Below are 13,714 nucleotides of genomic sequence, written 5' to 3' on the forward strand. Positions count from 1 at the left end.
GCTTTGGGAGAAGTGCCAGATTTTAGAACCTACGATATATCGTAATTTTATGATTTGAAAATGGCATATTTAGAAAATCTATACTTGTTTACTAAATGCTATTCCTTATTTTTACGCTATCACCGCCAAAATACCACAATAAATACCGTTTATGGAAAAGCCTATAGATAAAGCTGCGATCGCAATAAACCGATTGCAGGAAAGAGAAAAGGAACAAATGCTTATTATATCTATTTGTACAGCACTTTCTCGGGCTTTAAACAAAAAGGAACTAGAATCCGTTGTGAACGGAATATTAAAAGATAACTTCCAATTTGATGATTTTATTTTGGCTTCTTCTGATGAAAGCAAAGGAGATTATTTTATTTTTCATTCAACAGATCAATATGTAGATTCAAAAAGTTATGCTATAAATGATGGCTTTTTTGATGATTGCCTTAATTCTGCTGATATAGTTTCTTTCGATTTATCAAACTCAAAGCATCCAGATTACATTAAGAGCATTTATAAAAAAGGCTCTAAAAATGCGTTTGGAGTTGGGCTTCCTCATATAGAAGGAAATCGAAATGTGCTTTTTCTTTTTTTTAAAAATGCTAAAACTTTCAGCAGAGAATCGAATCGCGTTTTGAAAGGAATTGTGATGCAGCTTTCTATTACAGTGAGAAACATTATGCTGACGCAGCAAAATGAAGATACGCTTGCTGAGTTGCAAATATTGAAGCAGCATATTTTAGGAAAGAAAGAAAAAAACATTCAGAAAAAGGAAGGTTTTCATGGAATTATAGGAACTAGCGATGCTATGAAAGACGTTTGTGAATTGATTGCTCAAGTGGCCTCTTCAAATTCTACGGTTTTAATTTTGGGAGAAACAGGAACCGGAAAAGAACTTGTAGCTAGTGCAATTCATAATTTATCTGAAGTTTCCAACCAAAAAATGATTAAGGTAAATTGCGCTTCAATTCCCGAAAACTTAATCGAAAGTGAATTATTCGGTCATGAGAAAGGCGCTTTTACAGGAGCAACCGAACAAAGAATTGGTAAGTTTGAGCAAGCCGAAAACAGTACGATTTTTTTAGACGAAATAGGAGAGCTGCCATTAGAATTGCAAGGTAAGCTGCTTCGTGTTTTGCAAGAAAAGGAAATTGAACGGGTTGGCGGAAACAAAAGCATAAAAGTGAATGCGAGAGTGATTGCCGCAACCAATAAAATACTTGAAAAAGAAGTTTATGGCGAGCGTTTTAGAAGTGATTTATATTTTCGATTGAATGTTTATCCGATCAAGCTTCCTGCTTTACGCGACCGTAAAGAAGATATTCCGGTTTTGGGACATTTTTTCTTGGAAAAGCATGCCACAAAAATGGGAAGAAATGTAAAACGGTTTTCTAAAAAAGTACTCAACAGTATGATGACTAACGCATGGCCTGGAAATGTACGTGAGCTAGAAAATATGGTAGAAAGAAGCATCTTGTTTGCCAAAGATGAAAAGATCAAAGAAATGATTTTTCCTGAAATTGTAATGGCTAGCCCAGATACTTTAGTCAATGAATTTTATACCAAAACGCTTCAAGAAGTAGAGAAGGAGCACATTCTAAAAGTCATAAAAAAATGCAACGGACGAATTTCGGGGCCGCAGGGCGCAGCTGTTTTACTCGGTTTGCCCTCTACAACATTGACTTCTAGAATGAAGAAGCTAGGAATTAAAAAAGAACATTTTTTGGATTAATTTTTTTTGAAAGTGTAAAGTGTTTTAACACATAGAAGCATAGATTTTAGCTTGTGCAAAAGGCGTTTCACTTGCATGAATACACATAGCGCTATGTGTTAGAAACTAGTTTCTTTTTTAAGTCTTTTTCACGATCAAAAAAATATGTTTCTATGTGTTTAAAAAAACAGTATCAACTTTGTCAAAGTTTTAAACTTTGACAAAGTTCGACAGAACTTGATACTTGATACTTTAAACCTGAAACTATTTAAACCAACTTTATAAAAATAGATTTTCTCAGTTTAGGTTCCATATTTTTGGTTTTGTGACCCTTTCCTGTCGTATCTTCTACCAATAAAATAGAACCCGTATTGAATGTTCTTTTTTCTCCTAATGAAGTTTCAATTTCTACGCCTCCTTCCAGCAAAACAATGTATTGTCGATCTGGAGCATTGTGAAAATCGTAATCGTAAGAAGGACTAACTTCTCTAAAAACGATAGATTTCACAGGTTCATCATCAGATAAAAATCCGATATCGCCTTTGTTTTTCAACGGAACTTCAAAGTCTTCAAAATGACTTTCTCCATTGGTATCGCTGTAAACGCGAGTTATCGTAATCATTATTTTTTATTGAAAATTAATGCGTTGGCACAATTTATTTCGTCTTGACTGATCGTATGTCCCATATTTGGGTAGATTTTTTTTGTAACATCTGCTCCCATTTTTTCCATAAGCGCTTCGGTCTCATTGACTCTTTCTACAGGAACGTGAAAATCGGGATCGCTTGTTCCGATAAAAACAGGTGTATTTTCGAAGTTTCCTGAATAATGATTTTCATAAACTTGATCTCCAATTAATCCGCCCGTGAAAGCGACAATTCCGCCATATTTTGCTGCATTTCTTGTAGTGAATTCTAAAGCAAGACAAGCACCTTGAGAAAACCCTAAGAAATAAATATTCTCTTTTTCGATTCCGTTTTGCTGTATAGCTACCACAACTTTATGTATGGCTTCTAATGAATTTGAAAAGGATGGCTCGTTTTCGTTCAAAGGAGCTAGAAACGAATACGGATACCAAGTTCTATTTTCTGCTTGAGGCGCAACCAATGCAAAGTCATCTACCTTAAGATGTTTTGCAATCGAAAGAATATCATGAGCGCTAGCACCGCGTCCGTGAATTAGAATCAGGGCTTTTTTAGCTTCATTTAAAGGAATACCATCTGTTAAAATATCTGTATTCATAGTTTTTTGTTTTAAATTATTAGAACAGCGAATTAATGTTTCACGCAGATTTAAAGAGATTTTAGCAGATTTTGATTTTAAAGAATCTGCATTATCTGCTAAATCTGCGAGAGAAAAATCGGTCATCAGATTTACTCCGCTTTATCAAGAATTATTTCTTCCAAATATCTTCGTATTCGTCTGGATGTCTTTTAAATTGCGCGTGAATGTAAGGACAAAGCGGTAAAACTTTCAGGTTATTGGCACGTACATAAGAGACCATTTCTTCTAAAAGTTTCTTAGCATAGCCTTTTCCTTCTGCTTCTGGCTCAACTCCTGTGTGGTAAACCGTCAGCAAATCTGGTTTGATGCTTACAGTCATTTCTCCTAGTTTTTTATCGTCTACATAAAGGTTGAAAGCTCCATGTTTTTTCTCGTCTAATTCTAATTTTATTGTTTCCATATATTTTGCTTTTTATAGCTTGCGAAATTTAACCGCAAAGACGCAAGGGTTACGCAAAGTTCGCGAAGTTTTTAACTTTTTGATTGCGCAAAAAAATTACGCAGAGTTCGCTAAGATTTTTTTAAAGAACTTAAGCTAGATCTAAATATTGAGTTCGCAAAGGTTCGTGCGGATAAAACTTTGTCTACACAAAGCTTTTGCAAACTTTTAATTTTTCAATAATCTTTAATTAAAACTTGGCGAACTTTGCGTAAACCTTAGCGAGCTTTGCGGTTAAATCTACGGTTAAATCTGCGGTTAAATAATTTTAATTATATCCTTGTTTTATACCTAATTTTTTCATTTTTGAATACAAAGTCTGCGGTTGCAGTTTTAAAAGTTCGGCAGCGCCGCCGACACCCGAAACTTTGCCATTGCACATTTGAAGTGCATTCATAATATGTTCTTTTTCCATTTCTTCCATCGACTTTATTTTGTCTGTACCGATTTCTAAAGAGACGATAGAGGCAATGGAAGATAAATCAAATTTTTCGATTTCGTTTGTTTTGGCGAGAAGTACATTTCTTTCAATCAAATGTTCTAATTCGCGTATATTTCCTGGCCAGTTGTAATTTTTTAATTGTCCTAAGGCTTTTGCGCTTATACTGTTTACATTTCTTCTCGAAATTGATGCATATTTTTTCAGAAAATAAGTAGCAAGCATTTCAATATCTTCTTTTCGTTCTCTTAAAGAAGGCAATTGTATCGGAAACACATTTAGTCTGTAATATAAGTCCAATCTAAAACGTCCTTCTGCAACTTCTTTTTCGAGAATTTTATTGGTAGCCGCGACAATACGAACATTAATTTTAATTGTTTTATTGCCTCCAAGACGCTGAATTTCTTTTTCTTGCAGAACTCGTAATAATTTAACTTGAGAGTCAAGAGGTAATTCTCCAATTTCATCTAGAAAAATAGTTCCGTTATTGGCTTGTTCAAATTTACCGATTCTTAAGGCATTAGCTCCTGTAAAAGCACCTTTTTCATGTCCAAAAAGCTCAGATTCTATTAGAGATTGAGGTAAAGCGGCGCAGTTTACCACTACAATCGGATGTGAGTTATGTGCCGAAAGTTCGTGTATGGCGTTTGCTGCTCTTTCTTTTCCTGTACCGCTTTCGCCTAAAATTAAAACAGAAGTTTCAGTTGGAGCTACAATTTTTATTTTTTCAATGGCTTCTTTTAGGAGAGGACTCTGACCAATAATTCCTTGAATTTCTTCAGTTTCCGGATTTACTTGCGTTACGGCCAAATCTTCTTTTTCCTGATTAAATCGATATCTGGCTATATCCAGCATTACAATAAGATCTTTTTCTCTAAAAGGCTTTACCATAAAACCGTACGGATGTGTAGCTTTTACAGCTTCAAGTGTACTTTGATTGGTATTTGCTGAAATATAGAGAAAAGGCAGATTTTTTTGGCGAAGTTCCCAAGCGAGATCAATTCCAGTCAATTGGCCTTTTAAAATGATATCAAGCAGAATCCAGTCAGGGCTTTTTTCTTCGATTAATTTTCGAGCCTGAGCTACAGAGGCAGCAATGCCAACAACTTGATAACCCGCTTTATGCAGCATGATTTTTAAATCATTTGCAACTATAAAATCATCTTCAACAATTAGTAGTTTCTCCTTCATTACATTGTTTGTATAATTTCAGAATTTTCAGGAATAGCCAAGAATTTGGAGTTTTTTAGAAATTTCTTTTGGACCGATTTTAGAATTCCCTTTTGAGAAAAGGGAACTAAAATCATTTTTTAAAGATACTATATTATCAGAAATCTGCAATCTGAAAATGTAGATTTGACTAGCTTTTTCGGTGGTATAAATAGCAAATAATCATGGCTGCTCCGGGTAGAATTAGAGTTCCTAATCCGAAAAACTTTCCTGCAACTGCTCCTAGAAAACATCCAACAAGAAATCCGATTAAGGTAATAAACTGTTTTTTAAAACTTAAAAGAACTTCTGCATCTTTAAGCCCATTTTTTAATAAGCTTCCTAAATCAAGAGAAGCTTGAGTCACATTTCCTGTCATCATAGTGGTTGGTCCATAGGTTTCTTTAGCGTAAAGTTTTCCAAAAGCATTCTGAAGTCCCATTGCAAAAACTGTTGTCATAGCAACCGTATACATGGTCCATTGTTCGAAGTTTTGCAAATAGCCAAAAACATAAGATGCAATACCACTTAAAACCAATATTATGCCTTCCCAAAATAAAATGGTGTAGCGATTGGTTGCCTTTAGCGCAATTCTTCCTCCTGTAATTACCGCAATAATGAAAACAGGAAAAGTAAGCAGTTTTACCCAAGCATGAAGGTCTGAACCTTTTACAATCTGATAGGCAAAAACGATAAAGTTACCTGTTACGTGCGCCGAAAATATCGAATCGGCTGCGACAAAAGTTACGGTATCGCAATACCCTGCTATTATGGTGAGAAGCAGGGTTACGTACCAAATATTTTTTTGTTGAATTTCCATAATTTGTTTTTAGTTTAAATGTGCACGAAGCATCCATGCCATTTTTTCATGATTTTCTACAAGACCTGTAATAAAATCGCTTGTTCCAGCATCTTGCAATTCATTGGCAATAGGGTTAATGTTTTCTCGAAGATAAATAATAATGCTTTCGTGATCTAAAAGCAATTCTTTGATAAAACCATTACTATCGTTTTTCTCTTTTAATTCTTCTGTTAAATGCGTCAGCGCTAGAAAATCTTTTAAAGTCGCTGGAGTATAGTGGCCTAAAGATCTAATTCTTTCTGCAACCGTGTCTACAATTTCGTCAATGGCGTCGTATTGCTGTTCAAAGAAAAGGTGTTTGTTGTAAAAATCTGGGCCTTCAACGTTCCAATGCGCTCTTTTTGTTTTGGTATAAAGTACGAATTCGTCTGCAAGAATTTTAGTTAATACATCAACAATTTTTGAGATGTTTTCTTGTTTAATTCCGATGTTTGTTTTCATTTTTAAATTAGGTTTAATAAATAATATTTATGTTAAGGGTAATTAAATTAAACACATAGAAACATAGATTTTTCCTGTTTTTTGAAAAGAATAGAGAAAGAAACTTCTAGCACATAGTTCTTTGCGTTAGTCAAAGTTTAAAACTTTGAGAAAGTTGAAAAAGCTATGTGTATTAATGCAAGTGAAACGCCTTTTACTCGCTTCAAAAAAGCTATGTTTCTATGTGTTAAAAATTAATTGTTTAGTAATGATAATAAATAATTGTCAAGTGAATACGTTCCTGCGCCTAGGGCAAGAAGCAGTAATAGTGATAATGTGTACATGTACGGAACGTCACGCACTTCTAGCGAATCATTTCTATGAACTACAAAATACCCAATGGCAGTTACACCAATTGTTGGGAGAACGGCAAGACGTGTTCCAAGTCCAAGAATAATAAAAAACGGAATTACAGTATCTGAAAATGTTGCAACTAAACCGTTTAATTTTTCGGGCAAATGCAACGGATTTGGAACTTGTTCTTTCTGACCGTTTTCAACTCTGAATTTCTTCATTCCGTGTACTCTGAAAAGCTCAATCGCCAGCAGTACTCTAAATGCTAAAAGCGCTGCGTTGTTGAATGAATTTCCTAAATCGGAATTCAATATTTGTTTTATAATTTCGATCATATTTTTAAAATTTAGAAAGCAAAACAAGAACAGCCCAAAGCGCCCCAGAATGCGTTATAATTGTTTACTGGAACATTGCTCATTCTCGCAGCATCATGATTGTGCAAATGAACATCGCAACTTCCGCTACAGCTGTGAATCTGCGAAGTCAATTTTGGTTTTGCATCTGCTTTTGCGTTTTTTTCAATTGCACTCTGGAAACTGCTTCTTGCAGGATATCCGTTGTAAATATTGGTTGGTGACCAATCTGGCAAAATCGGAATGTGAGGTGGTGAGAATGAAGAAAAATCTCCATTAGCATACACAATTTTTCCATCGACAATCGTTAGGTCGGCTTCGATTTTTTTGATGTCTTCGTCGTCAATGGTAAAATAATCTCGATCTAAAACCACTAAATCGGCAAACATTCCCACTTTAATATCTCCTTTTTTAGTTTGTTCCTGCGAAAACCAAGCGCTTCCTCTGGTGTACAATTCTAAAGCAGTTTGTCTGTTCAATCTGGTTTCATTGTATAATTGCAATCCGCCAATAGTTTTTCCAACGGTCATCCAATACATAGAAACCCACGGATTGTAACTGCTTACGCGTGTAGCGTCTGAACCTGCACCAACAGGAACTTCCATTTCAATCATCTTTTTGATTGGCGGCGTGTTTTCGGCAGCTTTTGCTCCGTAACGATCGGTGAAATATTCCCCCTGATACGCCATTCTGCTTTGAACTGCAATACCGCCTCCCAAAGCTTTTACACGTTCGATGTTTCTTTCGTCAATCGTTTCAGCGTGATCAAAAATCCACGGAAGTCCGTTGAAAGGAACATCTTGATTGATCTTTTCAAAAACATTCAAAAACCTTGTAATGCTTTCGTTATAAGTCGCATGAAGTCTAAATGGCCAACGATTTTCTACCAAAAGGCGAACTACTTTTTCTAATTCAGCTTCCATGTTTTCAGGAAGATCTGGTCTTGGCTGAAGGAAATCTTCAAAATCGGCAGCAGAAAAGACCAACATTTCACCAGCTCCGTTATGACGGTACATATCATTTCCTTGATATAATTTTACAGTATCAATCCAATCGGAGAAATCCTCAAATTCGTGTTTTGGTTTTTGGGTGAAAAGATTGTAGGCAATTCTTACGGTCAATTGTTTCTTTTCGTTCAACTCATTAACCACTTTATAATCATCTGGAAAGTTCTGAAATCCGCCTCCAGCATCAATAACACTTGTGATTCCGAAACGGTTCAATTCTTTCATAAAATGACGCGTCGAATTAATCTGATGCTCGTAAGAAAGTGTTGGGCCTTTTGCCAAAGTCGAATACAAAATCATCGCATTTGGAGTCGCAATAATAAGCCCTGTCGGTTCTCCGTTGGAGTCACGTTCGATATGTCCTCCCGGAGGCGCAGGCGTATTTTTGTTGTAACCAACGGCTCTCAACGCTGCTCTGTTCATAATGGCTCTGTCGTACAAATGCAGAATAAAAACAGGAGTATCGGGTGCAATAGCATTGATTTCTTCTAAAGTTGGCATTCTGCGTTCGGCAAACTGAAATTCAGACCAACCGCCAACAACACGAACCCATTGCGGATTTGGAGTGCGATCTACTTGCTCTTTCAGCATTCGAAGCGCATCTGCCAACGAAGGAACGCCATCCCAACGTAGTTCAAGATTATAATTTAATCCACCTCGAATAAGGTGAATGTGTGAATCGTTGATTCCAGGAACAACTCTTTTATTCTGAAGATCAATTATTTTGGTTTCTTTAGATGCAAAATCCATTATGTCGCTGTCATTTCCTACTGCAATAAATTTTCCGTCTTTAATGGCAACAGCTGTAACGTTTGGAGTTTCAGCGTTGAAACTATGAATTTTGCCGTTGAATAAAATTAAATCTGCTTTCATAGTTCGATTATTTAGCGTTCAATTTGGTAATTGCTTCTTTTATTCCTTCTCCGGCAACGGTATAAAAAGCTGGGCCAGCAAGCAAGATAACTTTGGTTAGAGGCTTATAATCTGTTAACTTTTTTTCTTTTAAATAAGATTGAGTTCTATATGCTTCAAACGAACCTAAAACCACATTTTCGGCTACCAGAGCAGTTGGTGAATCGATTCCTGCATCTTTAATATCACTTGCAAAAGAATAGTTTGAAACCCCTAAACGTAAAGCTTCACGCATGGCAGTGCTTCCAACACTAATCATTAAATCTGGAGTGAATTTATTGCGGTCTCCCAATCCGATTAATAGTAATTGTTTGGATGCTAAAGTTCCTTTTGGAGGTGTAATCAATAAAGTTTCAAGAGAATGACCAGTAAATCTGCCACTTTTGCGTAGTTCTGTAATAATGCCTTTTAACGCATCGTCTAAATGCACCATTCCGTTTAAGTTGGCAGGAAGGGCAGGAGGGTTAAAAATATCACCTTCTGTATATTCAAAAACGCAGGCAACTTGCAAGTCAGCTTCTGCTGCAGATGGTCCTTGAACCAATCCGTTTACTGCAATTCCGTCTACTTTCCCCCAAGTTACCGTAGAACCGATTGAAGCTGTTTGTGCAAAAGCATTGTTGCTAAGAGAGCCTGCAAATGCTGTGATTAGAAGTATTAGATGGGAAAATCTAAAACTATATTTTGAAGTGTTTGTTTTCATTGTTAAGGGTTTAGTGTTGTTAAAATTTTTTAAACACATAGAAACATAGATTTTCTTTACTTTGAAAAAGAGTAGAGAAAGAAACTAGTTTCTAACACATAGCTACTTTAACGATTTGTGAGAACTTTGTCAAAGTTTAAAACTTTGACAAAGTTTGTAATTCAAATAGCGCCAGTACATCTTCTATGTGTAGTATTGCAAGTGAAACGCCTTTTCACGCCTCAAAAACTATGTTTCTATGTGTTAAAAATTAATTTATGTATTTGATTAAAATTTGAATCCAAGACGGGCATTAAAGAAAACTCCGTCTTTTGAGTTCGGAATCATGTCATCGATAAAAGCGCCAGTTTTAAAATACTGGATACCACTGACAACCGAAATATATTTGTTTACGCTATAGGTAAAATTAGCGAGATAGGCAGTTCCGATATATCTTTCGTCAGAATCGCTTCCGCGAAGATTTAGAATTCCGCTTGGCCTATAAACTCCGTCTTGTGTTGAAAATCTCCAGTTTAAAACCACATCGATCTGCATCTTTAGCTGTGGCAATAAATCCATCGTAGCATACGGATGAATATCGATAAGGTTTACTGGTCCAACTTGCGGACTAAAACCAAAATATCCTCCTTTTGGATACAGCGGATTAAATGTTTGAAGATTTCCGTTGCCTTGGTTTTTATCTCCTGAGATATAATCGTTTCTTAGATTTATGGTGGGTTTAAATTTTACGTTTTCAAACATATACCCAATATCTACAGAGCCAGTCCAGGCATTGATTTTTCCAGAACCAAAAGTTCCGAATTGATATGCTGCTTCAAGGTTGTAAATAAAACCGCCACCGTATTTCCATAATCTTGAACCGATTGTATGCCTTCTTTCAGGAGCAATTCCTTCTTCAAAAACAGATTCATCTCTTCTGAATCCGAGATAATACAGATCAAGATTTCCTGCTTTTGGAAAAATTATTTTAGAATAGGCTCCCCAAAGATTAAGCTGTTTGGACATTTTATTATCAAAAACACCGTTATGAACCGTGTCAGCCATCATGGCAAAAGCGTCGATTGAAACTCTTGACGAAGTGTACATCAATTTTCCTCCTGTAAAATAAAGTCTCGTATTTGGACCTTCTCTAACAGAAATTAGCCTTCCAGAACCATAGTCCAACTCTTGTCTTCCAGCGCGTACGGTTATTTTTTTGTCTTTTTGCTGCCATACATTCACATCTACAAAAAGATTCTGCACATTCAGCTGATCTTCGTCTATACCGCGAGCGCCATTTACACGGCCATCTTCTAGGGCGCTTCTCAATTGGGCAAATATTCTAACGCGTTTTCCTAAATGCACATCGGCATGAAGATCGTAACGCTGCAGTAAGAAATTGTTGTGCCCAATATTGAATCGTCCCCAGTCTTCATTGTTGAAATCAACATATTCATATCTGGCTTCGCCACCAATTGACATGTAAACGTCTTTATCTTGATTTAAGGGAATGAACTTTAGTCGTTCGTAAAAGTTTCTATTTGAATCTTTTAAGAATTCATAATTTTCATCGTAACGGAGCAGCTTAAAACTTTGAGCCGATGCCGTGTTTCCTATCAAAAGAAAAGAAACAATACAGAGGAAAAGGATTTTTGATAATATGGATTTTGATGATTCCAACATAATGAAGCGTAAGAGATTTATAATAAAATGAATTAGTCCGATTAGTGTTTCAACATATTGTGTGCGTAGTGAATACCAATTCCGTAAGAACCACCATATTTTTTCATTAAAGAAGTAACAGGACCGTAAGTTCCTTCGCGTGCCCAATCTCTTTGAAGTTCTAATAAATATTGAATAGAAGTTACCGGAATCGCTCCAGCTTGAATCATTCTTTGTACAGCACGCTCGTGAGCTTCGGCAGTAACATCACCACAAGCGTCTGTAATAATGTACACTTCGTAACCTTCTTCAATTGCAGACAATGCAGGACCTACAATGCAAACGCCTGTCCACAGTCCAGCAAGCACAATTTTCTTTTTGTTTTTTGCTACGATAGCTTTATAAGCATTTTCGTCTTCCCAAGTATTCATGGTAGTTCTGTCAATGTACCCAGAAGTAGCAATAGGGTAAAATTCTTCTACTTCAGGAAAAACAGGTCCAGAAAAGCTTTCTTCTGCAACTGTAGTGACAACTGTTGCTACGTTAAAAATTTTCGATGCTCCAGCAACAATTGCCACATTCGTGCGTAATTCGCTTACTGGAATATTGTGCGTTGCGAAGGCCATTTGTCCTTCAAAATCGATTAATACTAATGCGTGATTATCTGGTGATAATAAGTTAACTGATGGTTTCATACTATTTATTTTTAAGATTTTTAATTGGTTAGGCTAATGAAATAGAGTAATCATTAGCGATATTTCGTGTTTTTTTTTAAGATTAGTGTGTAGACAATTTCTTAATCATTTCGGAAGAAATTGAATCGGCATAAATTCCAAAAGCGCTGGTTAAAACACCTTTGATATTGTAGATTTCAGATTTAATCCCGTAGACAATATCTTCATCTCCTGGATCGGTATCTCCTTCAAAACGGAATAAATATTCGATTTTGAATTCTTCTGGCGACATGCTCTGCGTATTGTTATTGTAGCGAATACAGTTAGAATCCAGATTAAAGTTTTCTGTAAAACCTTGTGTACCCAACCATTGCAAAGCTTCTGTAACCGTATCAAAAGAGGGTTGTTGAAAAAAACTCATAATTTGAGAAGATTAAACTACCTGTAAATAAACCTTTACAGGCAGTGGTTATGGATTATTTGATGAAATCTAAAATATCGTTGTTGATCGTTTCTGCCTCTGTTGTAGGCATACCATGAGGAAATCCAGGATAAGAAATTAATTTCCCGTTTTTCAACAATTTTGCTGCTCTTGGTGCTTGACCATAAGGAACGATTTGGTCATCTTCTCCGTGCAATACTAAAACTGGAATATCTAAACTTTTTAAATCTTCTGTAAAATCAGATTCAGAGAATGCTTTAATTCCTTCGTAGTGAGACAATACAGAACCCATCATTCCTTGACGCCACCAATTTGCTTTGATGCCTTCTTGAACAGTTTGCCCTTCGCGGTTCCATCCGTAGAAAGGAATAGGGAAGTCGTAGAAATATTGTGCTCTGTTGAATCCTGTTCCTTTTCTGATTTCGTCAAAAACAGACAATGGAACTCCTTCTGGATTAGATTCGTTTTGAATCATTATTGGCGTAACTGCGCTTATGATTACCGCTTTTGCAACACGACCTTTTCCGTATTTTGCAGCGTAACGAATTACTTCACCACCACCTGTTGAGTGTCCAACATGTATAGCATCTTTTAAGTCTAAAGCTTCAGTTAATTCAGCGATATCAGATGCGTAAGTTTCCATGTTGTTTCCTTCAGAGGCTTGACTAGAACGACCATGTCCGCGTCTGTCGTGTGCAATAACTCTGTAGCCTTTTTGAAGAAAAAACATCATTTGTGCATCCCAATCGTCACTTGATAAAGGCCATCCGTGGTGAAAAACAATTGGTTGTCCTGTTCCCCAGTCTTTGTAATAAATTTGTGTTCCGTCTTTTACTGTAAATGTGCTCATGATTTTTGATTTTAGGATTAATTTTATTTTGAAATATTTGAATAATTGATAATTATGTTTGATTTTTTAACAAATGGCTTAATAGATGTTCAATGTTGTGATGTTTCTGATGCAAACTTATTACGGAAAAGCATCTGCATCGATTAACCTAGATTAAGAAGTGAAAAATGATGTTAAAAAATTTAGCTTATCAGAATCTTTCCTAGAGAAATTTGCTTTTTCTTTTCTACAAAAATCTGGATCTTGACCTGAGAATGGCTGTAATTTTGGCCTCATAATGTGTAGCATTTTTAAGTGATTTAGTAGAATGCCATAACTATTGCCAATTAACGTGCCTTATTCGCAGTACCTTTATTTTAAGGGGATTGTTTAAAAATCGGCGTTTTTTTATTTACGATATTTCGTTATTTTATGAATATTCCC

At 35.9% G+C, this 13,714-nt stretch carries 14 protein-coding genes; 1 reads left to right on the forward strand and 13 read right to left on the reverse strand.

Annotated features, from left to right (window positions below; all coding sequences use genetic code 11):
* The first annotated feature begins 151 nt into the window (after nt 1-151).
* Nucleotides 152-1,723: a sigma-54 interaction domain-containing protein gene (locus NCC77_RS12865; protein WP_250835929.1), complete on the forward strand. Its 1,572-nt coding sequence runs from the start codon at nt 152-154 to the stop codon at nt 1,721-1,723.
* A 247-nt stretch (nt 1,724-1,970) separates the two neighbouring features.
* Here the strand turns inward: NCC77_RS12865 and NCC77_RS12870 are convergent, their stop codons facing one another.
* From NCC77_RS12870 to NCC77_RS12930, 13 genes are all read right to left on the reverse strand, one after another.
* Nucleotides 1,971-2,324 (reverse strand): cupin domain-containing protein, encoded by a 354-nt coding sequence (locus NCC77_RS12870; RefSeq protein ID WP_250835930.1) that lies wholly within the window; start codon nt 2,322-2,324, stop codon nt 1,971-1,973.
* The gene (locus tag NCC77_RS12875; RefSeq protein ID WP_250835931.1) at nt 2,324-2,944 is read right to left on the reverse strand and encodes an alpha/beta hydrolase; all 621 of its coding nucleotides are present in this window, start codon (nt 2,942-2,944) and stop codon (nt 2,324-2,326) included. Before NCC77_RS12875 ends, NCC77_RS12870 begins: the two co-directional genes overlap by 1 nt.
* 151 nt (nt 2,945-3,095) lie before the next feature.
* Complete coding sequence (locus NCC77_RS12880) at nt 3,096-3,386, reverse strand: GNAT family N-acetyltransferase (protein WP_250835932.1); 291 nt, start codon at nt 3,384-3,386, stop codon at nt 3,096-3,098.
* A 307-nt stretch (nt 3,387-3,693) separates the two neighbouring features.
* The gene (locus NCC77_RS12885) at nt 3,694-5,055 is read right to left on the reverse strand and encodes a sigma-54-dependent transcriptional regulator (RefSeq protein ID WP_250835933.1); all 1,362 of its coding nucleotides are present in this window, start codon (nt 5,053-5,055) and stop codon (nt 3,694-3,696) included.
* A 169-nt stretch (nt 5,056-5,224) separates the two neighbouring features.
* Complete coding sequence (locus NCC77_RS12890; protein WP_250835934.1) at nt 5,225-5,893, reverse strand: YoaK family protein; 669 nt, start codon at nt 5,891-5,893, stop codon at nt 5,225-5,227.
* 9 nt (nt 5,894-5,902) lie between these two features.
* Nucleotides 5,903-6,376 (reverse strand): Dps family protein, encoded by a 474-nt coding sequence (locus NCC77_RS12895; RefSeq protein WP_250835935.1) that lies wholly within the window; start codon nt 6,374-6,376, stop codon nt 5,903-5,905.
* A gap of 233 nt (nt 6,377-6,609) precedes the next feature.
* Nucleotides 6,610-7,044: a DoxX family protein gene (locus NCC77_RS12900; protein WP_250835936.1), complete on the reverse strand. Its 435-nt coding sequence runs from the start codon at nt 7,042-7,044 to the stop codon at nt 6,610-6,612.
* A gap of 11 nt (nt 7,045-7,055) precedes the next feature.
* Nucleotides 7,056-8,942: an amidohydrolase gene (locus NCC77_RS12905; RefSeq protein WP_250835937.1), complete on the reverse strand. Its 1,887-nt coding sequence runs from the start codon at nt 8,940-8,942 to the stop codon at nt 7,056-7,058.
* 7 nt (nt 8,943-8,949) lie between these two features.
* On the reverse strand, nt 8,950-9,684 hold the full coding sequence (locus NCC77_RS12910) for a M17 family peptidase N-terminal domain-containing protein (RefSeq protein WP_250835938.1): 735 nt from the start codon (nt 9,682-9,684) through the stop codon (nt 8,950-8,952).
* 267 nt (nt 9,685-9,951) lie between these two features.
* Nucleotides 9,952-11,283: an alginate export family protein gene (locus tag NCC77_RS12915; RefSeq protein ID WP_250835939.1), complete on the reverse strand. Its 1,332-nt coding sequence runs from the start codon at nt 11,281-11,283 to the stop codon at nt 9,952-9,954.
* Between the two features lie 104 nt (nt 11,284-11,387).
* Nucleotides 11,388-12,020, reverse strand: coding sequence for a hydrolase (locus NCC77_RS12920; RefSeq protein WP_250835940.1), 633 nt, complete (start codon nt 12,018-12,020; stop codon nt 11,388-11,390).
* A gap of 82 nt (nt 12,021-12,102) precedes the next feature.
* The gene (locus tag NCC77_RS12925; protein WP_250835941.1) at nt 12,103-12,420 is read right to left on the reverse strand and encodes a phosphoribosylpyrophosphate synthetase; all 318 of its coding nucleotides are present in this window, start codon (nt 12,418-12,420) and stop codon (nt 12,103-12,105) included.
* 55 nt (nt 12,421-12,475) lie between these two features.
* Complete coding sequence (locus tag NCC77_RS12930) at nt 12,476-13,291, reverse strand: alpha/beta fold hydrolase (RefSeq protein ID WP_095929151.1); 816 nt, start codon at nt 13,289-13,291, stop codon at nt 12,476-12,478.
* Between the last annotated feature and the right edge of the window lie 423 nt (nt 13,292-13,714).

The sequence above is a fragment of the Flavobacterium tyrosinilyticum genome (assembly GCF_023656565.1).
Taxonomy (GTDB): domain Bacteria; phylum Bacteroidota; class Bacteroidia; order Flavobacteriales; family Flavobacteriaceae; genus Flavobacterium; species Flavobacterium tyrosinilyticum.

Coding starts and splice junctions, on each gene's coding strand:
- NCC77_RS12865 (WP_250835929.1), top strand. CDS start 152: ATGGAAAAGCCTATAGATAAAGCTGCGATCGCAATAAACCGATTGCAG.
- NCC77_RS12870 (WP_250835930.1), bottom strand. CDS start 2,324: ATGATTACGATAACTCGCGTTTACAGCGATACCAATGGAGAAAGTCAT.
- NCC77_RS12875 (WP_250835931.1), bottom strand. CDS start 2,944: ATGAATACAGATATTTTAACAGATGGTATTCCTTTAAATGAAGCTAAA.
- NCC77_RS12880 (WP_250835932.1), bottom strand. CDS start 3,386: ATGGAAACAATAAAATTAGAATTAGACGAGAAAAAACATGGAGCTTTC.
- NCC77_RS12885 (WP_250835933.1), bottom strand. CDS start 5,055: ATGAAGGAGAAACTACTAATTGTTGAAGATGATTTTATAGTTGCAAAT.
- NCC77_RS12890 (WP_250835934.1), bottom strand. CDS start 5,893: ATGGAAATTCAACAAAAAAATATTTGGTACGTAACCCTGCTTCTCACC.
- NCC77_RS12895 (WP_250835935.1), bottom strand. CDS start 6,376: ATGAAAACAAACATCGGAATTAAACAAGAAAACATCTCAAAAATTGTT.
- NCC77_RS12900 (WP_250835936.1), bottom strand. CDS start 7,044: ATGATCGAAATTATAAAACAAATATTGAATTCCGATTTAGGAAATTCA.
- NCC77_RS12905 (WP_250835937.1), bottom strand. CDS start 8,942: ATGAAAGCAGATTTAATTTTATTCAACGGCAAAATTCATAGTTTCAAC.
- NCC77_RS12910 (WP_250835938.1), bottom strand. CDS start 9,684: ATGAAAACAAACACTTCAAAATATAGTTTTAGATTTTCCCATCTAATA.
- NCC77_RS12920 (WP_250835940.1), bottom strand. CDS start 12,020: ATGAAACCATCAGTTAACTTATTATCACCAGATAATCACGCATTAGTA.
- NCC77_RS12925 (WP_250835941.1), bottom strand. CDS start 12,420: ATGAGTTTTTTTCAACAACCCTCTTTTGATACGGTTACAGAAGCTTTG.
- NCC77_RS12930 (WP_095929151.1), bottom strand. CDS start 13,291: ATGAGCACATTTACAGTAAAAGACGGAACACAAATTTATTACAAAGAC.